The sequence below is a fragment of the Streptomyces sp. NPDC031445 genome (assembly GCF_055581365.1).
Genome location: NZ_JBVIJO010000001.1, coordinates 1256713 through 1281777 on the forward strand (window position 1 = coordinate 1256713; position 25065 = coordinate 1281777).

General features: G+C 74.2%; 24 protein-coding genes and 1 pseudogene. 10 read left to right on the top strand and 15 right to left on the bottom strand.

Going from position 1 to position 25065, the window contains the following annotated elements:
• Window positions 1-112 precede the first annotated feature (112 nt).
• The 5 genes from ACZ5DC_RS05305 (at window position 113) to ACZ5DC_RS05325 (ending at window position 5394) form a co-directional block, all read left to right on the top strand.
• Window positions 113-784: a succinate dehydrogenase gene (locus tag ACZ5DC_RS05305; protein WP_366749180.1), complete on the top strand. Its 672-nt coding sequence runs from the start codon at window positions 113-115 to the stop codon at window positions 782-784.
• A 1-nt stretch (window position 785) separates the two neighbouring features.
• Window positions 786-2735, top strand: coding sequence for a fumarate reductase/succinate dehydrogenase flavoprotein subunit (locus tag ACZ5DC_RS05310; protein ID WP_468649549.1), 1950 nt, complete (start codon window positions 786-788; stop codon window positions 2733-2735).
• Window positions 2732-3481, top strand: a complete 750-nt coding sequence (locus ACZ5DC_RS05315) for a succinate dehydrogenase/fumarate reductase iron-sulfur subunit (protein ID WP_366748983.1) — start codon at window positions 2732-2734, stop codon at window positions 3479-3481. The genes ACZ5DC_RS05310 and ACZ5DC_RS05315 overlap by 4 nt, the downstream gene beginning before the upstream one ends.
• Before the next feature lie 246 nt (window positions 3482-3727).
• Window positions 3728-4498 (top strand): GNAT family N-acetyltransferase, encoded by a 771-nt coding sequence (locus tag ACZ5DC_RS05320; RefSeq protein ID WP_468649551.1) that lies wholly within the window; start codon window positions 3728-3730, stop codon window positions 4496-4498.
• Window positions 4498-5394 carry a lysophospholipid acyltransferase family protein gene (locus ACZ5DC_RS05325; protein WP_468649553.1) on the top strand — a complete coding sequence of 299 codons (897 nt, stop codon included), beginning with the start codon at window positions 4498-4500 and terminating at the stop codon, window positions 5392-5394. The genes ACZ5DC_RS05320 and ACZ5DC_RS05325 overlap by 1 nt, the downstream gene beginning before the upstream one ends.
• Window positions 5395-5551: 157 nt before the next feature.
• Here the strand turns inward: ACZ5DC_RS05325 and ACZ5DC_RS05330 are convergent, their stop codons facing one another.
• The 3 genes from ACZ5DC_RS05330 to ACZ5DC_RS05340 all read right to left on the bottom strand — a co-directional run bounded on the left by ACZ5DC_RS05330 (window position 5552) and on the right by ACZ5DC_RS05340 (window position 9197).
• The gene (locus tag ACZ5DC_RS05330; protein ID WP_468649555.1) at window positions 5552-7888 is read right to left on the bottom strand and encodes an ATP-binding cassette domain-containing protein; all 2337 of its coding nucleotides are present in this window, start codon (window positions 7886-7888) and stop codon (window positions 5552-5554) included.
• 29 nt (window positions 7889-7917) lie between these two features.
• Window positions 7918-8115, bottom strand: coding sequence for an antitoxin (locus ACZ5DC_RS05335; protein WP_366748979.1), 198 nt, complete (start codon window positions 8113-8115; stop codon window positions 7918-7920).
• Between the two features lie 74 nt (window positions 8116-8189).
• Entirely contained in the window at window positions 8190-9197 is a 1008-nt protein-coding gene (locus ACZ5DC_RS05340; protein ID WP_468649558.1) for an LLM class flavin-dependent oxidoreductase, read from the bottom strand.
• Window positions 9198-9268: 71 nt separating this feature from the next.
• On the opposite strand from ACZ5DC_RS05340, the gene ACZ5DC_RS05345 reads away from it, so the two are divergent.
• On the top strand, window positions 9269-9760 hold the full coding sequence (locus ACZ5DC_RS05345; protein WP_468649560.1) for a phosphatase domain-containing protein: 492 nt from the start codon (window positions 9269-9271) through the stop codon (window positions 9758-9760).
• A gap of 21 nt (window positions 9761-9781) precedes the next feature.
• Here the strand turns inward: ACZ5DC_RS05345 and ACZ5DC_RS05350 are convergent, their stop codons facing one another.
• Window positions 9782-9997 (bottom strand): dodecin, encoded by a 216-nt coding sequence (locus tag ACZ5DC_RS05350; protein ID WP_030348223.1) that lies wholly within the window; start codon window positions 9995-9997, stop codon window positions 9782-9784.
• A 210-nt stretch (window positions 9998-10207) separates the two neighbouring features.
• Between ACZ5DC_RS05350 and ACZ5DC_RS05355 the strand changes: the two genes are divergently transcribed.
• A complete protein-coding gene (locus ACZ5DC_RS05355; protein ID WP_468649562.1) occupies window positions 10208-11464 on the top strand; it encodes an extracellular solute-binding protein in 1257 nt (418 codons plus the stop codon).
• A gap of 15 nt (window positions 11465-11479) precedes the next feature.
• Here ACZ5DC_RS05355 and egtD read toward each other — a convergent pair whose 3' ends face one another.
• Genes egtD through egtA form a run of 4 tightly spaced genes read right to left on the bottom strand, consistent with a single transcriptional unit; the run spans window position 11480 to window position 15940 of the window.
• The gene (gene egtD, locus ACZ5DC_RS05360; RefSeq protein ID WP_468649564.1) at window positions 11480-12439 is read right to left on the bottom strand and encodes an L-histidine N(alpha)-methyltransferase; all 960 of its coding nucleotides are present in this window, start codon (window positions 12437-12439) and stop codon (window positions 11480-11482) included.
• On the bottom strand, window positions 12436-13251 hold the full coding sequence (egtC, locus tag ACZ5DC_RS05365) for an ergothioneine biosynthesis protein EgtC (protein WP_468649565.1): 816 nt from the start codon (window positions 13249-13251) through the stop codon (window positions 12436-12438). Before egtC ends, egtD begins: the two co-directional genes overlap by 4 nt.
• Window positions 13251-14594: an ergothioneine biosynthesis protein EgtB gene (gene egtB / locus ACZ5DC_RS05370; RefSeq protein ID WP_468649567.1), complete on the bottom strand. Its 1344-nt coding sequence runs from the start codon at window positions 14592-14594 to the stop codon at window positions 13251-13253. Before egtB ends, egtC begins: the two co-directional genes overlap by 1 nt.
• Window positions 14591-15940, bottom strand: a complete 1350-nt coding sequence (gene egtA, locus ACZ5DC_RS05375; protein WP_468649569.1) for an ergothioneine biosynthesis glutamate--cysteine ligase EgtA — start codon at window positions 15938-15940, stop codon at window positions 14591-14593. Before egtA ends, egtB begins: the two co-directional genes overlap by 4 nt.
• 139 nt (window positions 15941-16079) lie before the next feature.
• Between egtA and ACZ5DC_RS05380 the strand changes: the two are divergent.
• A pseudogene (locus tag ACZ5DC_RS05380) lies at window positions 16080-16723 on the top strand (TIGR02452 family protein); the annotation flags it as partial.
• A 194-nt stretch (window positions 16724-16917) separates the two neighbouring features.
• On the opposite strand, the gene ACZ5DC_RS05385 reads toward ACZ5DC_RS05380, so the two are convergent.
• A complete protein-coding gene (locus ACZ5DC_RS05385; RefSeq protein ID WP_468649571.1) occupies window positions 16918-17364 on the bottom strand; it encodes a type II toxin-antitoxin system PemK/MazF family toxin in 447 nt (148 codons plus the stop codon).
• 46 nt (window positions 17365-17410) lie between these two features.
• Window positions 17411-17884, bottom strand: coding sequence for a cupin domain-containing protein (locus ACZ5DC_RS05390; protein ID WP_468649573.1), 474 nt, complete (start codon window positions 17882-17884; stop codon window positions 17411-17413).
• A 106-nt stretch (window positions 17885-17990) separates the two neighbouring features.
• Here ACZ5DC_RS05390 and ACZ5DC_RS05395 point away from each other — a divergent pair, with 106 nt between their 5' ends.
• Together ACZ5DC_RS05395 and ACZ5DC_RS05400 are read left to right on the top strand one after the other, a co-directional pair.
• Window positions 17991-18677: a helix-turn-helix transcriptional regulator gene (locus ACZ5DC_RS05395; protein ID WP_468649575.1), complete on the top strand. Its 687-nt coding sequence runs from the start codon at window positions 17991-17993 to the stop codon at window positions 18675-18677.
• Window positions 18678-18955: 278 nt separating this feature from the next.
• Window positions 18956-19384, top strand: a complete 429-nt coding sequence (locus ACZ5DC_RS05400) for a hypothetical protein (RefSeq protein WP_468649577.1) — start codon at window positions 18956-18958, stop codon at window positions 19382-19384.
• A 365-nt stretch (window positions 19385-19749) separates the two neighbouring features.
• On the opposite strand, the gene ACZ5DC_RS05405 is transcribed toward ACZ5DC_RS05400, so the two are convergent.
• The 5 genes from ACZ5DC_RS05405 to ACZ5DC_RS05425 all read right to left on the bottom strand — a co-directional run bounded on the left by ACZ5DC_RS05405 (window position 19750) and on the right by ACZ5DC_RS05425 (window position 24982).
• Entirely contained in the window at window positions 19750-21237 is a 1488-nt protein-coding gene (locus tag ACZ5DC_RS05405) for an SPFH domain-containing protein (RefSeq protein ID WP_468649579.1), read from the bottom strand.
• A 133-nt stretch (window positions 21238-21370) separates the two neighbouring features.
• Window positions 21371-21589, bottom strand: coding sequence for a hypothetical protein (locus tag ACZ5DC_RS05410; RefSeq protein ID WP_468649581.1), 219 nt, complete (start codon window positions 21587-21589; stop codon window positions 21371-21373).
• Between the two features lie 26 nt (window positions 21590-21615).
• A complete protein-coding gene (locus ACZ5DC_RS05415; RefSeq protein ID WP_468649583.1) occupies window positions 21616-23052 on the bottom strand; it encodes an amidase in 1437 nt (478 codons plus the stop codon).
• A 205-nt stretch (window positions 23053-23257) separates the two neighbouring features.
• Entirely contained in the window at window positions 23258-24220 is a 963-nt protein-coding gene (locus ACZ5DC_RS05420; protein ID WP_468649585.1) for an alpha/beta hydrolase, read from the bottom strand.
• A gap of 201 nt (window positions 24221-24421) precedes the next feature.
• Window positions 24422-24982 carry an NADPH-dependent FMN reductase gene (locus tag ACZ5DC_RS05425; RefSeq protein WP_366748962.1) on the bottom strand — a complete coding sequence of 187 codons (561 nt, stop codon included), beginning with the start codon at window positions 24980-24982 and terminating at the stop codon, window positions 24422-24424.
• Window positions 24983-25065 lie beyond the last annotated feature (83 nt).

A 25065-nucleotide genomic window follows, 5' to 3' on the forward strand; every position in this document is an offset into this window, starting at 1 on the left:
AATAGCCTCAGCCTATGGAAACAAGCTGGACCATGTCTTGGACCGATCGGGCCCTTCGCCCCTAGCGTGCTGTTCCATGGCTCTGGCAACGCGGACGGACCGACGGCCGTCCATGGCGCGCACGATGTGGGACTCCTCCGTCGGCAAGAAGACGGTGATGGCCGTCAGCGGCGTGATCATGCTCCTGTACCTGGTCGCGCACCTGATCGGCAATCTGAAGATCTTCTTCGGCGCCGGCGAGTTCAACCACTACGCGCACTGGCTGCGCACCGTGGGCGAGCCCTTCATGCACTACGAGTGGACCCTCTGGCTCGTCCGGATCGTCCTCGTGGTCGCCGTGGTGGCCCACGCCACGTCCGCCTACCAGCTCAGCCGGCGCGACATCAAGGCACGGCCCAGCAAGTACGTGCACAAGAAGCCGCGGGCCAGCTACGCGACCCGCACCATGCGCTGGGGCGGCGTCATCCTCGGCCTGTTCATCGTCTGGCACATCCTCGACCTGACCACCGGCACCGTGCACTCCGGCGGCTTCCAGGACGGCCACCCGTACCAGAACGTCGTGGACACCTTCTCCACCTGGTACGGCAATGTCGTCTACATCGTCGCGATGCTCGCGCTCGGCCTGCACGTCCGGCACGGCTTCTGGAGCGCCGCCCAGACCCTCGGCGTCGGCAGCCGCAGCCGCGACCGCGCCCTCAAGACCCTCGCGAACGTCCTCGCGCTGCTGCTCACGGCCGGCTTCATCGCCATCCCCGTGGGCGTCATGACCGGAGTGGTGAGCTGACATGACTACCTACGCCGACTACACGACCGGCGCGCCGGTCACCGACACCAAGGCCCCCGCCGGACCCGTCCACGAACGCTGGGACAAGCGCCGCTTCGAGGCGAAACTGGTCAACCCCGCCAACCGGCGCAAGCACACGGTCATCGTGGTCGGCACCGGCCTGGCCGGCGGCTCCGCCGGCGCCACGCTCGCCGAACAGGGCTACCACGTCGTCCAGTTCTGCTACCAGGACTCCCCGCGCCGCGCCCACTCCATCGCCGCGCAGGGCGGTATCAACGCGGCGAAGAACTACCGCAACGACGGCGACTCCGTCCACCGGCTCTTCTACGACACCGTCAAGGGCGGCGACTTCCGGGCACGCGAGTCCAACGTCCACCGGCTCGCGCAGATCTCCGTCGAGATCATCGACCAGTGCGTGGCCCAGGGCGTGCCGTTCGCCCGCGAGTACGGCGGCCTGCTCGACACCCGCTCCTTCGGCGGCGTCCAGGTCTCACGGACCTTCTACGCCCGCGGCCAGACGGGCCAGCAGCTGCTGCTGGGCGCCTACCAGGCGCTGTCCCGGCAGATCGCGGCCGGGAACGTGGAGATGCACCCGCGCACCGAGATGCTCGACCTGATCGTCGTCGACGGACGGGCCCGCGGGATCGTCGCGCGCGACCTCGTCACCGGCAGGATCGGCACGTACTTCGCGGACGCCGTGGTCCTCGCGAGCGGCGGCTACGGCAACGTCTTCTACCTGTCGACCAACGCGATGAACTCCAACGCGACCGCCGTCTGGCGGGCGCACCGGCGCGGCGCGTACTTCGCCAACCCCTGCTTCACCCAGATCCACCCGACCTGCATCCCGCGCACCGGCGACCACCAGTCGAAGCTGACGCTGATGAGCGAGTCCCTGCGCAACGACGGCCGCATCTGGGTGCCCAGGGCCCAGGGCGACACCCGCCCGCCGAACGAGATCCCCGAGGACGAGCGCGACTACTACCTGGAGCGCATCTACCCGTCCTTCGGCAACCTCGTGCCCCGGGACATCGCCTCCCGCGCCGCGAAGAACGTCTGCGACGAGGGCAGGGGAGTGGGCCCCGGCGGACAGGGCGTCTACCTGGACTTCGCCGACGCGATCCGGCGCATGGGGCGCACAGCGGTCGAGGCGAAGTACGGCAACCTCTTCGACATGTACCAGCGGATCACCGACGAGGATCCGTACGAGGTGCCGATGCGGATCTACCCGGCCGTGCACTACACGATGGGCGGCCTGTGGGTCGACTACGACCTCCAGACCACGGTCCCCGGGCTGTTCGCGATCGGCGAGGCCAACTTCTCCGACCACGGCGCCAACCGGCTCGGCGCCTCCGCGCTGATGCAGGGCCTCGCAGACGGCTACTTCGTGCTGCCGGCCACCATCAACGACTACCTGGCCCGCAACCCGCACCAGGAACCGGTCACCGACGAGCACCCCGTCGTGCAGGAGGTGCTGGCCGAGACCGAGGACCGGATCAACCTCCTTCTGGCCGTGGACGGCGACCGCACCCCGGACTCCTTCCACCGCGAACTCGGGGAGCTGATGTGGGAGTTCTGCGGCATGGCCCGCTCCGACACGGGGCTGCGCAAGGCGCTGGAACGCATCCCGCAGATCCGCGAGGAGTTCTGGCGCCGGATCAAGGTGCCCGGCACCGGCGAGGAGTTCAACCAGTCGCTGGAGAAGGCCAACCGCATCGTCGACTACCTGGAGCTCGCCGAGCTGATGTGCCTCGACGCGCTGCACCGCACCGAGTCCTGCGGCGGCCACTTCCGCGAGGAGTCCCAGACCCCGGACGGCGAGGCCGCCCGCAAGGACGACGCGTTCTCGTACGCCGCCGCCTGGGAGTTCACCGGCACCGGCGAGGCGCCCGTCCTGCACAAGGAAGACCTCGTCTTCGAGTACGTCCATCCCACCCAGCGGAGCTACGCATGAAGCTCACCCTGCGCGTCTGGCGGCAGAAGAACGCCGGCGCCGAAGGAGCGATGTCCACCTACGAGGTGGACGACATCTCGCCCGACATGTCCTTCCTGGAGATGCTGGACGTCCTCAACGAACAGCTCATCCTCTCCGGCGAGGAGCCGGTCGCCTTCGACCACGACTGCCGCGAGGGCATCTGCGGCGCGTGCTCGCTCGTCATCAACGGCGACGCGCACGGACCGGAGCGCACCACCACCTGCCAGCTGCACATGCGGTCCTTCCGGGACGGCGACACGATCGACATCGAGCCGTGGCGGGCGTCCGCGTTCCCGGTGATCAAGGACCTGGTCGTGGACCGGTCGGCGTTCGACCGGATCATCCAGGCCGGCGGCTACGTCACCGCGCCGACCGGCTCCGCGCCCGAGGCCCATGCCACGCCGGTGCCGAAGGCCGACGCCGACTTCGCGTTCGAGCACGCCGAGTGCATCGGGTGCGGGGCGTGCGTCGCCGCGTGCCCGAACGGCGCGGCGATGCTGTTCACCTCCGCCAAGGTCAACCACCTGAACGTGCTGCCCCAGGGCGCACCCGAGCGGGAGACCCGGGTGCTGGACATGGTGGCGCAGATGGACGCGGAGGGCTTCGGCGGGTGCACGCTGACCGGTGAGTGCGCGACCGCCTGCCCCAAGGGCATCCCGCTGGTCTCGATCACCGGCATGAACAAGGAGTGGCTGAGGGCCACCCGGAAGGCAGGCAAGCGGTAACACCCGAGAACGTTCGCCGACCGGTGGACGGGCGGGGCCGGGACCGGTGCTCCCCGGCCCCGTCTGGTTTTCCCGGTCCCGGCCGTCCGCGCGCACGGACGACCCCGGCGTTCACCACCCCCACATCCCCTCTCCCGGCACCGGTCACGCGCACGCCAACCGTTCTCGGAAGAACAGGAGCGGCGGGCCGTACGACCCGGGCCCGCCGCCCCCGCCGCCGACCCGGCCCGTGCCCAGGAGAGAGCCATGACCGGCGTTTCCACCCTCGACCGTCCCCCGCAGCCCGCGGCACCCACCCGCTACACCGTCACCCTCGCCCGCGACGAGGCCGACGTGCGCGCCGCCCAGCGGCTGCGGCACGACGTCTTCGCCGGGGAGATGGGGGCCCTGCTGGCCACCGCGGAACCCGGACACGACATCGACGCCTTCGACTCCTACTGCGACCACCTGCTCGTGCGCGAGGAGGTGACCGGACAGGTCGTCGGCACCTACCGGCTGCTGCCGCCGGAGCGGGCCGCGATCGCCGGCCGGCTCTACTCCGAGGGCGAGTTCGACCTCGCCGCGCTGGACGCGATCCGGCCCGGCCTGGTCGAGGTCGGCCGCTCCTGCGTCCACCCCGACCACCGCGACGGCGCCGTCATCGGCCTCATCTGGGCCGGCATCGCCCGCTACATGACCGACCGGGGCCACGAGTGGCTGGCGGGCTGCTGCTCGGTGCCCCTCGCCGACGGCGGCGCCCTCGCCGCCGGCACCTGGGAGCGGGTCCGCGACAAGCACCTGGCACCCGAGGAGTTCCGGGTCCGGCCGCTGCTGCCGTGGACCCCGGGCGCCGCGGCCCCCGCCGCCCGCACCGAACTGCCCGCCCTGCTGCGCGGCTACCTCCGGCTCGGCGCCTGGGTGTGCGGCGAGCCCGCGCACGACCCCGGCTTCGGGGTCGCCGACCTGTACGTCCTGCTGTCGATGCGCCGGGTCGACCCGCGCTACCTGCGGCACTTCCTCTCCCTCGTCCCGGCCTGATGAACGCCTGGCTGCCCACCGCGCCCTGCACCCCGGGCGCCTGCCTGGAACCGGTCCGGGCCGCCGCGGCCGTACCCCGTGCCGTGCTGCGGCTGACCGCGGTCGCCGTCCTGCTGCTGGCCGGGATCGCGCTGTCCCCGCTCGGCGGGAGGATCCCCGCGGGGTGGGTCGGGCGGTGGTGCCGGATGATCGTGCGGGCCGTCGGGGTCCGGGTCCGGGTCACCGGCGCCGCCCCGCCGGCCGGCGGGCTGCTGCTGGTCGCCAACCACGTCTCGTGGCTGGACATCCCGCTGCTCACCGCCGTGCGCCCGGCCCGGATGCTCGCCAAGACGGAGGTCCGCGGGTGGCCCCTGGCGGGCGCGCTGGCCGCGCGCGGCGGGGCCCTGTTCATCGAGCGGGACCGGCTGCGCGCCCTGCCCGGTACGGTCGCCGAGATCGCGGGCGCCCTGCGCGCGGGCGCGGCCGTGACCGCGTTCCCCGAGGGCAGCACCTGGTGCGGGCGTGCCCACGGCCGCTTCCGCCGGGCCGTCTTCCAGGCCGCGCTCGACGCGGGCGTGCCCGTGCAGCCGGTCGGCCTGCGCTACCGGCGGCAGGACGGCGGGCCCGGCACCGCGGCGGCCTTCGTCGGCGAGGACACCCTGCTGGCCTCCCTGTGGCGGGTGGCCCGGACCCGCGGCCTGGTCGCCGAGGTGGAGGTCCGGCCGGTGATCCGGCCGGGCACCCACCCGGACCGCCGCGCCCTCGCCCTCGCGGCCCAGCCGACCGCACCCGAGCCGGCCTGGACCCACGCGGCGCTGGTCGCGAGCGCGCCGGAGGCGCCGTACGACGGGCCCGGCCGGCCACGGACAGGCACGGGCGACGGCCGGGCGGCAGCCATTCGGCTCCCGGCGCGGTGACCGCGGCGTACCGCGCCGCCCGGCCGCGCCCGGCGGCCTGTCCGGCCGTGCGGCCCCCTGCCCGGCCGGGCGGCACCGGCGCGTGCGCGTACCCCGCCTGGCCCCTGGCCCGGCCGGCCGTCCCCCTCGTGGCGCGGCGGGCCGGCGGATCGGCCGCTCAGGGCATGACCCGCGCCAGATAGGGCGCCGTCGCGCTCCCCTCCGTGCGGGACACCCGGGCCGGCGGGCCGGCCGCGACGATGCGGCCGCCTTGGTCGCCGCCGCCCGGGCCCAGGTCGATCACCCAGTCGGCGCCCGCGACCACCGTCATGTCGTGCTCCACCACGACGACGGTGTGCCCGGCGTCGACCAGCCCGTGCAGGCGGTCCATCAGCACCTCCACGTCGGCCGGGTGCAGACCAGTCGTCGGCTCGTCCAGCAGGTACAGCGTGTGACCCCGGCGCCCGCGCTGGAGTTCGCTCGCCAGCTTGATCCGCTGTGCCTCGCCGCCGGACAGCTCGGTCGCCGGCTGGCCGAGCCGCAGGTAACCGAGGCCCACGTCGAGCAGGGTGCCGAGGCTGCGGGCGGCGGCGGGGGAGTCCGCGAAGAACTCCGCGGCGGCCTCCACGGTCAGGTCGAGCACGTCGGCGATGGTCCGCCCCCGGTACGTCACCTGGAGCGTCCCGGGGTTGTAGCGGGCGCCGCCGCAGTCCGGGCAGGGCGCGTAGGTGCTCGGCAGGAACAGCAGTTCCACGCTGACGAACCCCTCGCCCTGGCAGGTCTCGCAGCGCCCGCCGGCCACGTTGAACGAGAACCGCCCGACGCCGTACCCGCGCTCCCGCGCCTCCCGCGTGCCGGCGAACACCTTCCGCACGACGTCGAAGAGGCCGGTGTAGGTGGCCAGGTTGGACCGCGGGGTGCGCCCGATGGGCTTCTGGTCGACGCGGACCAGCCGCCCGACGCCGTCCAGGTCCTCCGTCAACTCGCCGATGAGCGTGGACTTGCCGGACCCGGAGACACCGGTCACCGCCGTGAACGCGCCGAGCGGGAACTCGGCCGTCACCTCCCGCAGGTTGTTCCGGGTCACCGGGCCCACCGTCAGCCAGCCGCCCGGGGCGCGGACTTCGCGCGGCGGACCGGGCGACTCGTCGAAGAGGAACACGGCCGTCGCCGACTCCTCGACCGAGGCCAGCTCGGCGACCGGACCGCTGTACAGCACCCGCCCGCCGTGCTCACCCGCGCCGGGGCCCACGTCGACCACCCACTCGGCCCCGCGCACCACCTCCAGGTGGTGCTCCACCACGAACACCGAATTCCCGGCCGCCTTCAGCCGGTCCAGCACGGTCAGCAGCGCCTCGGTGTCCGCCGGGTGCAGCCCGGCGGACGGCTCGTCCAGCACGTACACCACACCGAACAGCCCGGACCGCAGCTGCGTGGCGAGCCGCAGCCGTTGCAGCTCGCCCGCAGAGAGGGTGGGGGCGGCCCGGTCCAGGCTGAGGTAGCCGAGCCCCAGCTCGATAACCGGCGCGATCCGGGACGTGAGGTCGGCCGTGAGCACCCGGGCCGCCTCCATGCCCGCGCCCGCTGCGAGCAGTCCCGCGAGGCCGGTCAGCGGCAGCGCGGCCAGCTCGGCGATGGTCCGCCCGCCGAAGGTGACCGCGAGGGCCTCGGGCCGCAGCCGGCTGCCCCCGCAGGCCGGGCAGGGCGCACTGGTCAGGAAGCGCTCCGCCTTCGCCCGCAGGGTCGGCGACCTGGTGTCGGAGAACGTCTTCAGGACGTACCGGCGGGCGCTCGTGTAGGTGCCCTGGTACGGCCGTTGGATGCGGTCGGCGTCCCGGACCGGGTGGACGGTGACCACCGGCTGCTCGTCGGTGAACAGGATCCACTCGCGCTCACGCGCGGGCAGTTCGCGCCAGGGCCGGTCCACGTCGTGGCCGAGCGCGTCCAGGATGTCCCGCAGGTTCTTGCCCTGCCAGGCGCCGGGCCAGGCCGCGACGGCGCCCTCCCGGATGGTCAGCGAGGGGTCCGGGACCAGCAGCTCCTCGGTGGTCTCGTGCACCCGGCCCAGGCCGTGGCAGGTGGGGCAGGCACCGGCCGCTGTGTTCGGCGAGAACGCGTCCGAGTCCAGCCGCTCCGCCCCGGGCGGATAGGCGCCGGCGCGCGAGAACAGCATGCGCAGCGAGTTGGAGAGGCTGGTGACGGTGCCCACCGAGGAGCGCGAGCCGGGGGCGGAGCGGCGCTGCTGGAGCGAGACCGCGGGCGGCAGCCCGGTGATCTCACCCACCTTGGGCGCCCCCACCTGGTGGATCAGGCGGCGCGCGTACGGGGCGACCGACTCGAAGTACCGCCGCTGCGCCTCCGCGTAGACGGTGCCGAACGCCAGGGACGACTTGCCAGAGCCGGAGACGCCGGTGAAGACGGCCAGGACGTCCCGGGGGATGTCCACGTCGACGCCCTTGAGGTTGTGCTCGCGGGCGCCACGGACGCGGACGTACGGGTCATGGGGGCTGTGCATCGGGGGGATACTTTAACCGCCCCGGTGCGTCAGACCTGCGGAGGGTTGTCCCGGTCCTGCGGCCGGGTGCCGAACTCGTCGCGCAGTCTGTCCTGACCGGTGTCGACCTGCGACTGGTACTTGTTCCCGGTGCGCTCGTCGACGTAGTCGCCGCCCTTGTCGATGCCCTTGTCGGCCATGCCCTCACGGCCCTTGAGCATGCCCTTGATCTTGTCCTTGAAGGACATGGCAGCCCTCCTCGTCGCTAGGGGTTCGCCCTCCCAGGTTCACCGCCCCGGGCCGTGTTCGCATCTCGGGCGGGTCACCGGGCCGGCGCGAAGAGCGCGGCCAGCCGCCGGTGGGAGTCGAGCAGGGCCGTACGGTCGTAGGTGCTGGTGGTGACGAGCACCTCCTCGGCGCCCGTCTCCCCGAGCACGCTCTCCAGCTCCTGGGCGACCTGGTCGGCGGTGCCCGCGATGTGCCCGGCCAGCCCGGACACGTAGAAGTCCCGTTCCTTCGCGGTCATCGCGCGGGCCTCGACCGCTTCGGCGGGGGCGAGCGGCGGGAAGGTGCCGTGCGTGCGGGAGTACGCCATCGCCCAGGCCTCGGGGAGCAGCAGCCGGCGCGCCTCCGCCTCGGTGCCGGCGACCGCGACCGTGCCGGAGATCACCACGTACGGCTCGGAAGCCCAGCGCGAGGGGCGGAACAGGGAGCGGTACTGGTCGATGCCGCGCAGCATCTTCTCCCGGCCCCGCAGGTCCCCGATGACCACGGGCAGCCCGGCGCGCGCCGCGATCCGCGCGCCCTCGCCCATGGCCAGCACGAACGGCGGCACGGTCAGGCCCTCCGCGGGGCGGGCGTGCACGCCGGTCGGCGAGTCGCCCGTGAACCAGTCCAGCAACTCGCCGAGCTGGGCCGCGAAGTCGTCGGCGTCGCCCTTGTCCCGGCCGAGCGCCCGGCGCACCCCATCCGTGAAGCCGACGGAGCGGCCGAGTCCCATGTCGACACGGCCCGGGAACAGGGACTCCAGCACCCCGAACTGCTCGGCGACGACCAGGGGCCGGTGGTTGGGCAGCATGACCCCGCCGGTGCCGACCCGGATAGCGCGGGTGGCGGCGGCGACCGCGGCGGCGAGCACGGTCGGCGCGGAACCGGCGACACCCGGCACGCCGTGGTGCTCCGACACCCAGAACCGGTGGTATCCCAGCTCCTCCGCACCGCGGGCCAGCGCGACGGTGTCGCGCAGCGCCTCGGCGGGCGGGCGGCCCTCCCGGGTCCGGGAGCGGTCGAGGACGGAGAACCGGGTGCGGCTGATCAGTGTGCTGCTCACACCAGGGTTCAACGCCGTAGGGGGTCCGCGATTCCCGCGGTCACGGGCGGTGGCTGGTTAGGGTGGCGGGCGTGACCGACAGCAGCACGCGCCCGCTCGCCGTGTTCGACCTCGACAACACGCTCGCCGACACCGCCCACCGCCAGCACTTCCTGGAGAGCCGGCCGCGGAACTGGAACGCGTTCTTCGCCGCCGCGCCCCAGGACCCGCCGCTCGCCGAGGGGGTGGCGCTGGCCGTGGAGAGTGCCCGAACCTGCGAGGTCGTCTACCTCACCGGCCGTCCCGAGCGGTGCCGCCGGGACACGCTGGAGTGGCTCGCGGCCCACGGTCTTCCCGAGGGACGCGTGCACATGCGGGGCGACGCCGACCGCAGGCCGGCCCGGTTCACCAAGCTGGAGACGCTGCGCCGGCTCGCCCGGGACCGGGAGGTCCGGGTGGTCGTGGACGACGACGAACTGGTCTGTGCCGACGCCGAGCGGGCCGGGTTCACCGTCGTACGGGCCCGCTGGGCCGCGACGTCGGCCGCGCTGGAAGACGCCCAGGAGCGGGAGGGGCGTACCTGAGGAGGGCCCGGGCGGGGCGGCTCAGTCGCCGTCCTCCAGGCGGAATCCGACCTTCAGGCCCACCTGGTAGTGCTCGACCCGGCCGTTCTCGATCTGGCCGCGTACCTGGGTCACCTCGAACCAGTCCAGGTTGCGCAGGGTCTGGTCGGCGCGGGCGATGCCGTTGCGGATGGCCTGGTCGAGGCCCTCGTGCGAGGTGCCGACGATCTCGGTGACCCGGTAGGTGTGGTTCGACATGCGGGTGCTCCTCTCGTGTCACGCCGTACTCCACCGTGCCGTATCCGCGCCCCGCGCGCACGGCGTCGCGGGCCGGCCGGGGGCCGGGCCTTGACCTCCGCATTGGTCCATACCAAAATCCAGCACACCCGTACGAGCCGTGTGCTCGTCCCCCCACGCCGGGCCCCCACCCCTGTCCCAGCACTCCCGCCAGACAGAACAGGACCCCTCGTGAGACGTCGTCTGCTCGCCCTCCTCTGCGTCACCGGCTCCCTCGTCAGCGGCTGCGGGATGCTCCCCGGCGACCACGGCCGCACGACCGTGACCGTGTGGCTGATGAAGGGCAGCGCCTCCGGGGAGTTCCTGCGGCGGTTCACCGAGGACTTCGAACGCACCCACGAGGACCTCCGGCTGGACATCCGCATCCAGGAGTGGACCGGCATCGTCGACAAGGTCCGCGGCGCGCTCAAGGCCCCCTCCGGCGACGGCCCCGACGTCATCGAGGTCGGCAACACCCAGGTGCCGCTGTACGCGGACGGCGGCCGGCTCGCGGACCTGACCCTGGAGTCGATGCGGGACTGGGGCAAGGACAAGTGGCTGCCCGGTCTCGCCGAGCCCGGCAAGGACGGCAACAAGCAGTACGGCATCCCCTGGTACGCCGCCAACCGGGTCGTCATCTACCGCAAGGACCTGTTCGAACAGGCCGGCATCACCAGCCCGCCCGAGACCCGCGACGCGTGGCTCGCCGCCACCGAGAAGCTCGACTCCGGCGGCAACCAGGGCATCTACCTCGCCGGGCAGGACTGGTACACGCTCTCCGGCTTCATCTGGGACGAGGGCGGCGACCTCGCCCGGGAGAAGGACTACGAGTGGCAGGGCGCCCTGGACACCCCGGCCGCGCTGCGGGGCATGGACTTCTACCGCCAGCTCCAGGCGCTGGGCGAGGGACCCGTGGACGCCGACGAGGAGCACCCGCCCCAGGCCGGGGTGTTCGCCGGCGGCAAGGTCGCGCAGATCGTCGCCGTACCCGGGCTCGCCCAGGCGGTCGTCCGGCAGAACCCGGACCTGAAGGACAAGCTCGGCTTCTTCCCGGTGCCCGGCCGGACCGCCGGGCGGCCCGGCACGGTCTTCACCGGCGGTTCGGACCTGGTCGTCGCGGGCAACACCGGCGACCAGTTCGCCGCGACCGCCGTCGTCGGGGCGCTCACCGGCGCCAAGTGGGACACCGAGCTGGCCCGCACCATGAACTACGTGCCCAACAAGACCACGCTGGCCGGCGCGGTCGGGGGCGAGGAGGGGGTCGCCGCCATGGCCGCGGGCGCGGCGCACGGCCGGGCGACCCCCAACACCCCTCAGTGGGCCGACGTGGAGGCCGACAACCCGATCAAGCAGTACATGACCCGGGTGCTGGGCGGCGCGGACCCGGCGGCCGAGGCCCGCCGGGCCTCACGCCGGATCACCGAGGCCCTCGCCCCGAACGTGGGCTGACCGGGCGCGCCCGGCTCACCGCAGCACGCTCAGCGACAGCGCGAACCGGCCCTCGGCGTCCGTCCACCAGTGGGTCAGCTCCAGGCCGGCGGCGGCCAGTTCGCGGGACACGCCCTCCTTGCGGAACTTGGCCGAGACCTCCGTGCGCAGCTCCTCACCGGCCGCGAAGTCGACGGCGAGGTCCAGCGCGGGCACCTTCACGGTCTGCGCGGTACGGGAGCGCAGCCGCATCTCGATCCACTCCCGCTCGGCGTCCCAGCGGGCCACGTGGTCGAACGCGTCCGGGTCGAAGTCGGCGCCCAGCGCGCGGTCGACCACGGCCAGCACGTTCTTGTTGAACGCGGCCGTCACCCCGGCCGCGTCGTCGTACGCCCGGACCAGCACCCGCTCGTCCTTCACCAGGTCCGTGCCGAGCAGCAGTCCGTCGCCGGGGGCGAGCAGCGCGCGCACGGAGGCCAGGAACTCCGCGCGTTCGGCGGGCAGCAGGTTGCCGATCGTGCCGCCGAGGAAGGCCACCAGCCGGGGTCCCGGTGTGGCGGGCAGGGTCAGCGGGGCGGTGAAGTCGGCGATCAGCGCGTGCACTTCGAGCCCGGGACGCTCCTCGATCAGGGCCTCGCCGGCCTGGGTGAGGGCGCTCTCGCTGACGTCGACCGGGACGTACGCCGCGAGGGGCAGCGCGTCGATCAGGTAGCGGGTCTTCTCCGAGGAGCCCGAGCCCAGTTCGACCAGGGTGCGGGCACCGCTGGCGGCGGCGATCTCACCCGACCGGGTGGCGAGGATCTCCCGTTCGGCGCGCGTGGGGTAGTACTCGGGCAGTTCGGTGATCCGCTCGAACAGTTCGCTGCCCCGGGCGTCGTAGAACCACTTGGGCGGCAGCCATTTGGGGGTGGCGGTGAGGCCGTGCAGGACGTCGGCGCGCAGCGCGGCGTCCATGGCGTCCTCGGGGAGCGTGCGGGTGACGTGCAGGGGACTCAACGGCAGGGCTCCTTCGGTGATCGGGGTGCCACCGCTCGGGCGGAGCCGAGCGCGGGGGAGGCCGCCGGGTCCTCCAGCGGGGCGAGCCGCACGCCGGCGCGGCTCGCGGTGAGCACCGTGCGGTCGGGGACCTCCCGCCAGAGCGGGTCGTCGTCGTACGGCTCGGAGGCGACGACCGTGCTCCGGCCGGGCTCCGTGCGGTACCAGAGCGAGTCGCCCCAGGCGGTGGCGGTGATCGTGGCTCCGTCGGTCAGCAGCAGGTTGAGGCGGGAGGCGGGGGCCGCCCGCGCCAGTTGGCGAACCGTTTCGCCCATGGCCTGGTCCGGTTCGTCGCCGCTGCGCAGCCGGTGCAGGACCAGCGCCCAGACGAACGCCGAGTCGTTACGGGCCTGGAGCGAGAGCAGCTCGACCGGCGGCAGCGCGGACACCAGGGGCGCCGCCGCGTCCGGCCAGCCCGCGACCGCGCCGTTGTGGCTGAACAGCCACCGTCCGGCCGCGAACGGCGCCGCGGCGGCCTCGGCGTCCGCCCCGGCGAAGGTCGCGTCCCGGACGGCCGCCAGCACGGCACCCGAGCGCACCACCCGGCACAGGTCGGCGAAGGACAGGTCCGCCCAGATCGGCCCGGCCCGCCGGTAGCGCGCCGGCACCGGGTCCTGGGAGGCGTACCAGCCCACCCCGAAACCGTCGGCGTTGACCGTGCCGTGCCGCTGCCGGCGCGGCGCCCACGACTGGCGGAACAGGCTGTGCGGGGGCTCCATGAGGATCCGGCCGAGCGGCTCCTCGGGCCCCAGAAAGGCGAGGTGACGGCACATCAGACCGCCTCCGAGCGGGCGGTGCGGAACCCGGAGAAGATCTGCCGGCGGATCGGGTAGTCCCAGTTGCGGAAGGTGCCCCGGCAGGCCACCGGGTCCACGGCGAACGAACCGCCGCGCAGCACCTTGCACTCGGGTCCGAAGAACACCTCCGAGTACTCCCTGTACGGGAAGGCCCGGAAGCCCGGGTACGGCAGGAAGTCGCTCGACGTCCACTCCCACACGTCGCCGATCAGCTGCCGGACGCCGAGCGGCGAGGCACCGGCCGGGTAGCTGCCGGCCGGAGCGGGCCTGAGGTGCCGCTGGCCCAGGTTGGCGTGTTCCGGTGCCGGGTCGGCGTCCCCCCACGGGTAGCGCCGCGAGCGGCCGGTGACCGGGTCGAAGCGGGCCGCCTTCTCCCACTCCGTCTCGGTGGGCAGCCGCCGCCCGGCCCAGCGGGCGTAGGCGTCCGCCTCGTACCAGCACACGTGCAGCACCGGCTCGTCGGGCGGGACCGGTTCCGTGATCCCGAACCGGCGCCGCAGCCACTGGCCGCCGTCCCGCCGCCAGAACTGCGGGGCGGAGATGGCGTGCTGCCTGATGTGCGCCCAGCCCGCCGGTGCCCACCAGCGCTCGGTGTCGTAGCCGCCGTCCTCGATGAACGCCTGGTACGCCGCGTTCGTCACCGGGGTCGTGTCGATCCAGAACGGCGCCACCTCGCGCGGGTGCGCCGGGCGCTCGTTGTCCAGCGCCCAGGGCTCGCTGGAGGTGCCCATGGTGAACGGGCCGCCGGGCACGAGGACTTCGGCCGGCCCGGTGAACAGCGGGGCCGGCTCGGGGTCCGGGGCGGTCAGCGCCTGCGGTCCCCTGCGCAGCTGATGGGTGATCAGCATGGTCTCGTCGTGCTGCTGTTCGTGCTGGGCGATCATGCCGAAGGCGAAGCCGGCCTCGGTCAGCCGGGTGCCGTGGAAGTCCGTGGACTGGAGCAGGTCCAGCGCCCGGCCGCGCACCTCCGCCGCGTACCGGCGGGCCTCGGCGGGCGGCAGCAGCGGCAGGGTGGGGCGCTCGGCCCGCGGGTGCTCGAAGGCGTCGTAGAGGCTGTCTATCTCCGGCCGCATCGCCTCGCGGCCGCCGACCGTCCGCAGCAGCCACAGCTCTTCCTGGTTGCCGATGTGCGCCAGGTCCCAGACCAGGGGGGACATCAGCGGCGAGTGCTGGGCGGTGAGGTCCGGCCCGTCGACGCAGGAGGTCAGCAGCGTGGTGCGGTCGCGGGCCGTGGTGAGGGAGGCCAGCGCGCGCTCCCGCAGCGCCTCGGCGTCCGTCTCGGCCGTCTGGGTGTCGATGTCGGTCTCCGGGGCGGTCATGTACGGATGTCCTTCCTCCTGTGGGCGGTGCGGGTGCCCCCGGCCGGGCCGGACCCGGACGACGGCCGGCCGGTCACGGAGAGCCGCTCCAGCAGGTCGTCGGCCGGGCAGCGGCCCCGGGCGACATGGCGGTCCCGGTAGGCCGCCACCGCGTCGGTGACCCGGGCGGTGGCGCCGAGCCGGGGCAGCGCGTCCAGGGCCGCCGCGAAACAGGCGTCGGCCGCCTCGCGCAGCTCCGGGTCGGCGAGCCCGTACCGGGCCGCGTCGAGCCACAGGGGGTTGTGCGGGGCGGGCAGGTTCAGGGTCCGTTCGCCCAGTGGTTTCACGGTCCGGTAGGCGGTCTCCGCGGCCTCCGGGTCGTCGAACAGCGCCGCCGTCACCGCGAGCGGCACGATCCAGCCGTCCTCGCCGGGCTGCGCGTCGATCATGCGCAGCTCCAGGTGGCCGCGCGGCCGGACCGGCGGGAACAGTGTGGTCAGGTGGTAGTCCAGGTCCGCCCGGGTGGGCGGCCGGGGTGTGCCGGAGCGGGTCCACTCCCGGAAGGTGAGCCCCTCGGGCACGTCCCAGGGCCCGCTGTCCCGGCGCACGCACATCACCGGCGCGTCCAGCACCTGCCGGGCCCAGGCGGCCCGGGGGTCGCCGTCCAGCGGTGGGGCGCCGGCCCGGCCGGCGCCTATCTCCGTCCACACCAGCTGCCGGGTGGACTGCCAGCCCGTGGGGCGGCCTTCGATCAGCGGCGAGTTGGCGAACGCGGCCACCAGGACCGCGCCCAGCTGGTGCGCCAGCCACCAGCGCCGGGTGTGCCCCAGCGGGCCGGGCTCCTCGTGGCCCGCGTCCACACAGACCTGGACGGACGCCGAGGCGCACATCATGTGCCGGCCGGCCGGACCGGTGCGGTCCAGGCAGGTCTCCATGGCGTCGTAGCGGGGCTCGTGCAGGAACCTGCGCGGCGCGTGCCAGGGGTCGTGGCCGATGCCCGCGAGGCCGAGACCGTCCCGGGCCAGCACGGCCCGGACGGCGTCCAGGTCGGCGGAGACGGTGTCGACGCACTCCATCAGGGAGGCGGCGGGCGGCGAGCTCAGCTCCAGCTGGCCACCGGGTTCGACGGTGAGCGCCGATTTCAGGGGTACGGCCCGCACGGTGGCGTAGGCCGCTTCGAGTCGTTCGGGTGTGACCGGGAGCTGCGGCAGCTCCAGCGGGTGGACGAGCCACTCCAGCTCGACACCGAGGGTGCGGGGCGGTCCGGTCTTGAAGCAGATGCCCCGGACCAGGGCCTCCACCTCGGCCTCGGTGACGGCGGTGCGGTGCCCGGTACAGTCACCACCGTCGCTCTGCGTATGAGACATGTCGGGATCCTCCTGAGATTCCACCATGCCGCCGACCCGGGTGCGGGCCGGGCAGGCACTCGTCCCACCCAAGACCTTCGCACCGATTCGCACAAGAGTGCCAGCCGGGTTGTTCCGGATTTATTACTTTTGTTTCTTCGTGCGGTCCCCGACCGTCGGGGAGCCGGGAAACTCCGTTGCACCGCCCCACCAGCATCACCCAGGATGCGTGAATGAGCACGACGGGGGAGACCGCGCGGGCCGCGGCCACGGCACCCACGGGGGTGGCGCCGTGAGCGCGCGCCCGCGCGGGATCGCCGAGGAAACGGAACGAATCGCAGCCGCGGGCCGGTACCGCGCGCCGGACGGCCGCGCGCTGCACACCTGCCTGCTGACGGCCCGCGCCTTCTACGAGCACCACCGCGGCGACCGCGATCCGTTGAGGTAACCGCCGCCGGGATTCCGGGCGGAGGCGATTACTCGGACCGCGTGCTCCACTCCCCGGCCGTCCCCGTCTTCAGTGACGACCGGGGCCGGCTGCTCGCGGAGCTCCCGGCGGCCCTGGCCGTACGGGCCGAACGCGTCCTGGAGACGGCCGCGGCCCACGGTCACCGGCGGCTGGTGCTCGGCGCCTGGGGCTGCGGGGTCTTCCGACACGACCCGGCGCAGGTCGCGGGCGCCTTCCGCGCGCTGCTGGGACCTGACGGCCGGTTCGCCCGCGCCTTCGGGCACGTGGTGTTCGGCGTGCTGGACCGGACGCCGGGGGCGGTGGCGCGAGGGGCCATCGAGCGGGCGTTCCCGGAACCGGTGAGGGCCCAGCGGGAGTTCGGGACGGGCGCGGCCGCCGGCTCGGTCCCGGCGCGGGGCCAGGGGGCGGTCGGACCCGGCCCTGGTGCTCGAGGCGCGGGCCCGGCCGTGGGGTCCGCCGCGTGGGGCTCGTGCCGTGGTCCGACGCGGTCAAGTCCGGCCGTACCACTCGTGCGACGGCCCCGCGCCGCTCAGGTCCACCCGTAGCGCTCGTGCAGGCGTTGGCGGACCAGGTGGAAGCGCATACGGTCCAGGGCGCACGCCTCGCGGCGCATGCCCTGCTCGTGCAGCCGCAGCACCCGGTCCACGTTCACCCACGAGTCGCGGCCCGACCGGTCCCAGGGGCCGCTGCCGATCGGCACCCACTCGCGGTCGCCGTCGTGCCGCTTGCTGGAGAGCTGTACGGCGAGCAGGGTGCCGGCCGCCTCCCGGGCCACTACCAGCACCGGGCGGTCCTTGCCCCGGCCGTCGTTCTCCTCGAACGGCACCCAGGTCCACACGATCTCGCCGGGGTCCGGGTCGCCGTCATGGGCCGGGGCGTACTCGGTGCGCACCCGGCCGACCTCGCGCGGGTCGGCCTCGGTGGTGGCGTACGGGCCCTGACGGCCGGGGACGTCCTCTTCGGTAAACGTGCTCACGGAGGCACCCTAGTGGCCCGCGCGACCCGGCTCCGGAGCAGGTGGGTTACCGCGGGGCCGGACCGGGGTGCCGGGCCGGTGCGGAACCGGGGAGCTGGACCGGTGCCGTGGCCGTCGGGCGCGCGCCGATCCGCATGCCGGGGCGCCGGCCGTGCACCGTCAGATAGGTCAGCCCGGACTCGCCGGCGGTGATGCTGCGGGCGGCGCCGTGCGGCAGCCAGACGAGCGCGCCCTCGCTGAGCGCCTCCACCGCCTCCGAGGAGCCGTTGCCGAGCGTGCCGTTCCCGGCGACGACCAGGACCAGCACGTCCAGTTGGCTCTCGGTGTGGGCCGTGATCCGTCCGCCCGGGGCCAGCCGGACGACGTTCGCGTCGAGTTGCCGGCCGCTCTCCGCCAGCTTCCACAGCACCCCGGCCGGCGCCGGCGGCGCGTCGGCCAGCGCGCGGATGTCGCACAGCACGCGCGGTTCCGGCGCCGGACGGGCTGCTGCTGCGGTGTCGGTCGCGGACGGCGACGTCATCTGGTGTTCCCCTCGGGCTCTGTCCCTGCCACGGTGTCCGCTCAGCCTACAATTAATACATGTAGGATTCGTGAAAACGAGCGCAGGCGGGAGAGGGGGTCCGGACGTGACCACGCGGGAGAGTCCGCGCCGCCGGGAGGTGCTGGAGGTGCTGCGCACCGCGCCCGCGCCGCTCGGGGTCGCGGAGGCCGCCCGGCGGATGGGGCTCCACGCCAACACCGTGCGGTTCCACCTGGACGCCCTCGTGGCCGACGGCCTGGTGGAACGCCGGGCCGCGGCGCCCACGGGACCCGGCCGGCCCCGCACCGTCTACACCGTACGTCCCGGCATGGACCGCGGCGGCCCCCGCGACTACCGGTTGCTCGCCCGTATGCTGCTCAGCCGGTGGGCCGCAGCAGCCGACCCGGCCGGGGCACGGGCGGAGGCGACGGAGACGGGCCGGGCCTGGGGCCGCTTCCTGGTCGACCCTCTGCCGCCGTACGAACCGGCCACGCCCGGCCGGTCGGTGACCGCGTTGCTCGACCTGCTGGACGGCCTGGGCTTCGCACCGCAGCCGGAAGGGGAGGACGCGGCGAACGGCGAGTCCGGCCGGACGCCCGAGCGGATCCGGTTGCGGCACTGCCCCTTCCTGGAACTCGCCGAGGAACAGGGCGGGCTGGTCTGCCCGCTCCATCTGGGCCTGATGCAGGGAGCGCTGGCGGAGCTGGGCGCGCCGCTGACGGCCACCTCGCTGGAACCGTTCGCCGCGCCCGACTCCTGCGTGGTCCACTTGGCGGGTGCCGCCCCCGGCTGACCCGTCCCGCGCGCTCCGGGCACCTCACGACCGGGCCCACCGCTGCGGGCCGAGCCACCGTGCCGCTCGCCGGACCCGCGGCCACCGCGCGCTCGCGGTATCCGCAGCGGTCGCGCCCCCGCTCGCCGTATCCCCACCCGCCGAGACGCCCGCCGGACCCGGGCCACCACACCGCCCGCCGGTCCGGAAGCCACCGCAGCGCCGTACCACCGCACCCGCCGCACCACGCGCCCCGATCGACCCCGCCGCCCACCCACCCCGGCGGAGAAAGGCCTCCCATGAACACCACCGCCGCCGCCACCGCCGGCGCGGTCACCTTCGTCTGGCTCGGGATGGTGCTGGCGATCTCCTTCCTGGAGGCGCCGCTGAAGTTCCGTGCCCCGGGTGTGACGATCCCCGTCGGTCTCGGTATCGGACGCCTGGTGTTCCGCGCGCTGAACGCCGTGGAGACCGTCCTCGCGGTCGTCGTGGTCCTCGCGGTCGCGCTGGGTGACGCCCCGGCCGCCGTCATCTCGCCGACCGCGGCGGTGGCGGCCCTGCTCCTCGCCCAGCTGGCCGTCGTCCGCCCCCTCCTGAACCGCAGGTCCGACCGGGTCCTCGCGGGGGAGGAACTGCCCCGCTCGCACAGCCACCTGTGGTACGTGGCGCTGGAAGTCCTCAAGGCGGCCGGCCTGATCGCCCTCGGCGTCACCCTGCTCACGACGTGACCCCCGGAGCACACCGGACCGGAACCCGAACGCCCGCCCACCCCGCCGAACGTCCCGCGCGCCGGGGCTCGCCCACCCCGCCGGGCGCGCCGGCCCGAGGCCCGGGCCCTGGTCGCCCGGGACCCGGATACCGAGCCGGCCGTCGTCGAACGGCTCACCCGTGAACACGGCCCCGAGGCCCGGGCGGCCCTGGCCCGCCCCTCCCGCACCTCGCGGCCCCTCGGCTCACGGAACTCCCCGCCGACCCGGAACCCGCCCGCCCCGCCGCCGCGAACCCGGCCCCGCGCCCGCGGCCGGCCAGGCTCGTGCAGACGCGCGGCCGGGGCCCCTGGTGAGGGACCCCGGCCGCGCACAGCACCCCTTTCTCAGCCCTCCTGCTGCACGGGCACCTTCTGCGACGGAGGCGCCACCACGCCGTTGAGCGAGGGCGAACCACCGTTCACCGGCTGCCCGTCGTCACCCATCGTGGCGAGCAGCTTGCGGGCGAGGCCCAGCCCCGTGCCGCCCATCGTGAGCGCCTTGGCGAACAACTCGCCCATGCCGTCGGCGCCGTTGAGCAGCACCATGTTGTCCACGTTGCCGAACGCCGACGCGCCCGCCTGGACGATCTCCGGCCACTTCTCGGCGAGTTGCTGGGCGACGACCGCCTCCTGGTTCTCCGCGAGGGCCGCGGCCCGGGCCTTGATGGCCTCCGCCTCCGCCAGACCCCGGGCGCGGGTCGCCTCGGCCTCCGCCAGGCCCTTCGCCTGCTGGGCGGCGGCCTCGGCCTCACCGGTGGCCCGGGTGGCGTCGGCGGTCGCCGCACCCCGGGTCTTGGTCGACTCGGCCTCGGCCGCGGCGGCGGCCTTCACCCGGGTCGCCTCGGCCGCCGCCGCCAGCTCCGTCTCCTTCGCCTTGGCCTGGGCCGCCGAGATCCGCGCGTCACGCTCGGCCTCGGCCAGCGTCCGCTTCTCGTACGCCTTGGCGTCCGCCGGCTTGCGGACGTCCGCCTGGAGCTGCTGCTCCCGCCGGTGCGCCTCCAGTTCGGCGACCCGTGTCTCCTGCACGACGACCTCCTGCCGGGCCGCCGCCGCCGCGAGCGGGCCGGCCTGCTGGGCCTTGGCCGCCGCCTTGTCCCGCTCGGCCTGGTAGCCGGCCTGGAGGATCTCGCTGTCGCGGGTGGCCTCCGCCATCCGCGCGAACGACTGCTGCTCGGCCTCCGTGGCCAGCCGGTTCGCCTCGGCCTGCGCGATGCGCGCGTCCCGCTGGACGGCCGCCGCGTGCGGCATCGCCAGGTTCTGGATGTACCCGGTCGGATCCTCGATCTCGTGGATCTGCAGCGAGTCCACGATCAGACCGAGCTTCTCCATCTCCGTACCGCAGGCCGCCCGGGTCTGCCCGGTCAGCTTCTCCCGGTCGCGGATCATGTCCTCGACCGTCAACCCGCCCACGATCGACCGCAGATGACCCGCGAAGACGTTGTGCACCCGCTCCGACATCAGCTTCTGCTGGTCGAGGAAACGGCGGGCAGCGTTCGCGATCGACACGAAGTCGTCGCCGACCTTGAAAATGACCACGCCCCGCACCTTCAGCGGGATGCCCTGGTGCGTCACGCAGTCCACGTGCAACTCGGTCTCGTTCAGATCCAGCGACAGCTTGCGCACCGCCTGCACACCGGGCAGCACCAGCGTGCCGCGCCCGGTGACGATGCGGAAGCCCATGCCGTCCTCCAGGCCCTCGGTGCGGTGTGTGGACCCGGAGATGACGAGCGCCTCGTTCGGCTCGGCGACCCGCCACATCATCTTGAACAGACCGATCAACACGAGGACGGCAACGACGACCGCCCCCGCAACGACGCCGACGACCATCGGCATTCGCCCCCTTTGCATGGTGCCCTCTCGGCACCGAACGAAGGGAGTGTGCGCCCGCGCCGAGCCGGGGTGAAGACGCCGGGTAATCCTTGTTGCAATCTTGACGCACGCCGCCCTCACCTGGGGCGACGCACGCTCAACTGTCGTACGCCGGCGTCACGTAGACCGTCCTCGGCGGCAGGTACTCCACCACCATCACGACCGTCCCGGTCGTGATCCGGCCCGTGCCGTCGGCCGGATGGGCGAGGAAGTGCTCCGCGCCGCCGCGCACCCGCACGATCACCTCGCCGACCAGACCGGGCCCGACCGTCCCCGTCACCCGCCCCATCAGCCCGACCATCGACGCGTCGTCCATGGCCCCAGCGTACGGGCGGAACGCCGTCACGCTGCCGGAGTGCCGGCGTCCGCGCCGGCGCCGACCCCCTCCGGCGGCCACCGCTCGTGCCAGCGCAGCTCCGCCTCCACCTGCGCGGCCAGGGACACCAGGAGCGGCTCACTGCCGGCCGGGCCGAGCAGTTGGGCGCCCACCGGCAGTCCGGGGCCGGCGAACCCGGCGGGCACGCTCACCCCCGGCCAGCCGAGCACGTTCCACGGCCAGGCGTACGGGCAGGCGGCGATGATCGCCCGGTCCGTGGCCAGCCCGCCGAGCCCGGCCAGGGCGCCGATCCGGGGCGGGGGCACGGCGGTGGTCGGGGCGAGGACCACGTCGTAGGACTCGAAGAACGCGCCGATCCGCCGGTGCAGCACCGCCTCGGCGCGCCGGGCCGCCCGGAGCGGGGCACCGGCGAGCAGCCGGCCGAGCCGGGCCGCGCCGCGGGTGCGCGGATCGAGCAGCGCGGGATCCGGGGCCTCACGGACCCGCTCGGCGATCCCGGCGGTGGCCCGGGGCAGGAAGGCCAGCCCGATCTGCCCGTACGGCGGATCGGCCTGCTCCACGACGTGCCCCAACCCGGCCAGCCGCTCGGCGAGTTCGACGACCCGGGAGCGGACCACCGGGTCGAGCGGGGCGGGTACGGCGGTGAACGGCGGCTTCAGCGACAGCGCGACGCGCAGCCGCCCCGGGTCGCGGCCGACCGCGTCCGCCACCGTCAGCGCGGGCGGCCGGTGCGGGTCCAGGTCGTGGTTGCCGCTCGCCGCGTCGAGCAGCACGGCCGCGTCGGCGACCGTACGGGCCAGGGTGCCGTTGACCGTGATGCCGTGGAAGGACTCGCCGCGCGGCCAGGTCGAGATGCGGCCGCGCTGCGGCTTGATGCCGATCAGGTGCGTCCAGGAGGCCGGGATGCGCACCGAACCGGCGCCGTCGGAGCCGAGGGCGGCCGGCACGAGCCCGGCGGCGACGGCGGCGGCCGAACCACCGGACGACCCGCCGGGCGTGTGCCCGGTGTTCCACGGGTTGCGGGTCTCCCCGAACGCCGGCCCCTCCGTGAAGGGCCACTGCCCCAGCTCGCACGTGTTGGTCTTGCCGACGATCACCGCGCCGGCCGCGCGCAGCCGCCGTACCGCCTCCGCGTCCGCGGCCACCGGGGGGAACTCGCCGCAGCAGCCGAACGCGGTCGGCTCACCGGCCACGTCCATGTCGTCCTTCACCGCCACCGGCACCCCGAGCAACGGGCGCCGCGCACCGGCGGCCAACTCCCGGTCCGCCGCGTCCGCTTCGGCGAGCGCGGCCTCGGCGCGCACGATCCGGAAGCAGTTCAGCGTCGCCTGTGCGGCCTCGATCCGCGCCAGTGTCCGCTCCACCACCTCCCGCGAGGTTACCTCCCCCGCGGCGAGCGCACGCCGGGTCTCCACGAGTCCTGCGGAACGGTCGGGCGTCATGGACGAGCACCTCCGGGAGACTCCGGGCACGATGTCTACCGAACGGTAACGTCGAAGCGGCGCGGGAGCGTGGTTTTCCCGGGGGTGTTTCCCGGGGGCGGGGGTTCTTCCGGGGGACGGGGGGTGTTCCCCGGGGCAGGGGCGGTCACGCCCTTTCCGGCGCCTCGGGGGCGGACCCGGAGCCGGTGGGGCGTGTGGTGGGGGATCAGTTCAGGAGTCGTCGCAGCCAGGCCAGCCGGGCCGCGCGGGCCGTGCGGGACAGGGTCGCCTCCGGCGCGAGGGCGTCGAAGCCGTGGCAGCCGCCCGGCCAGACGTGGAGCTCCGCCTCGCCGCCGGCCTGCCAGATCCGGGACGCGTAGCCGACCACCTCGTCCCGGAAGGTCTCCGCGGAGCCCACGTCCAGGAACGCCGGGGGCAGGCCGGACAGGTCGGCCGCGCGGGCCGGGGCCGCGTACGGGGAGACGTCGGGGCCGCCGCGGCGGTCGCCCAGCAGGGCCGTCCAGGCGGTCTCGTTCGCGGTACGGTCCCACACGCCCCGACCGGCCATCTGACGGCTGGAGACGCTGTCGTTGCGGTCGTCCAGCATCGGGCACATCAGTATCTGGCCGAGGGGACGCGGACCCCGCCGGTCCCGGGCCAGCAAGGCCAGCGCCGCGGTGAGGCCGCCGCCCGCGCTGGCGCCCGCGACGACGATCCGGTCCGGGTCGCCGCCGATCTCCCGCGCGTGCTCCGCGGTCCACACCAGCCCGGCGTACACGTCCTCGATCGGCGCCGGATGCGGATGCTCGGGCGCGAGCCGGTACTCCACCGACACCACGACCGCGCCCAGCTCACGCGCCCAGGCCAGCGGTTCGGTCACCCCGGCCCGGTTGGTGCCGGCCACCAGGCCGCCGCCGTGCACGTGGTACAGCACCGGCAGCGGGGCCGGGACGGCAGCGGCCGTCGGCCGGCACAGGAGGAGGGAGACACCGGGGGCGCCCCGCGGTCCGGGCACCGTACGGTCCTCCGCCTCGAACGCGCCGTCCATGGTCACGTCGACCAGCTCGACGGCCGCGCCGCGCCGGGCGGCCTCGACGTCGTCCGGCGTCAGTCCGGGCCCGATCACGCCCCGGAACGACTCCAGCACGGCGGCGAGTTCCGTATCGAACGGCGGGGGGACCAGGGACATGGCTCCTGCTGCTCCTTGCGTGGGTCGTCCGGGTCATGAGAGGCCATGAGCCGTCTACCCCTCAGCGTGCCGGTCAGCCCCAGGCCGGCTTCGAACGCGCTCCGGCGCGGGCAGCGGGCGCGGCGAAGGGCCGGAGCCATGGCGGCTCCGGCCCTTCGCCGGGATCGTACGGTGCCGGCCCCGCGGGGGCGGCGGCACGGCTCAGGCGGCGGCAACGCCCACGTTGCCGTGCAGCCGGGCGACGACCTCGGTCAGCTGGGCGGCGACCTCGGCGTCGTCGACCGGGTGGGTCTCGGCGAAGCGGGTGACCGAGCCGGGGATGGACAGCTTGATGTCCTCGATCACCTTGCCGCCGGCGATGCCCACGGCCTTGCGGGCCTCGTCCTGCGCCCACACGCCGCCGTACTGGCCGAAGGCGGTGCCGATCACGGCGACGGGCTTGCCGCCGAAGGCGCCGGCGCCGTAGGGGCGCGACAGCCAGTCGATGGCGTTCTTCAGCACGGCCGGGATGGTGCCGTTGTACTCGGGGGAGAAGAGCAGGAAGGCGTCCGCGGCCTGGGCTGCCTCGCGCAGCTTGGCGGCGGCGGCCGGCACCTGGCCCTCGACGTCGACGTCCTCGTTGTAGAAGGGGATGTCGGCCAGGCCCTCGTACAGCTCGACCTCGGCGCCCTCCGGCGCGAGCTTCACGGCCGCCTCGGCGAGCTGGCGGTTGTGCGAACCGGCGCGAAGGCTGCCGACGAGCGCGAGGATGCGAACAGACATGGGAACTCCAAAGGGCTGAAACATCACTGTTACGATCCGGACCGGGGTCCGTTTAAGTGTGTACCACCCTAACCGGACCGCGG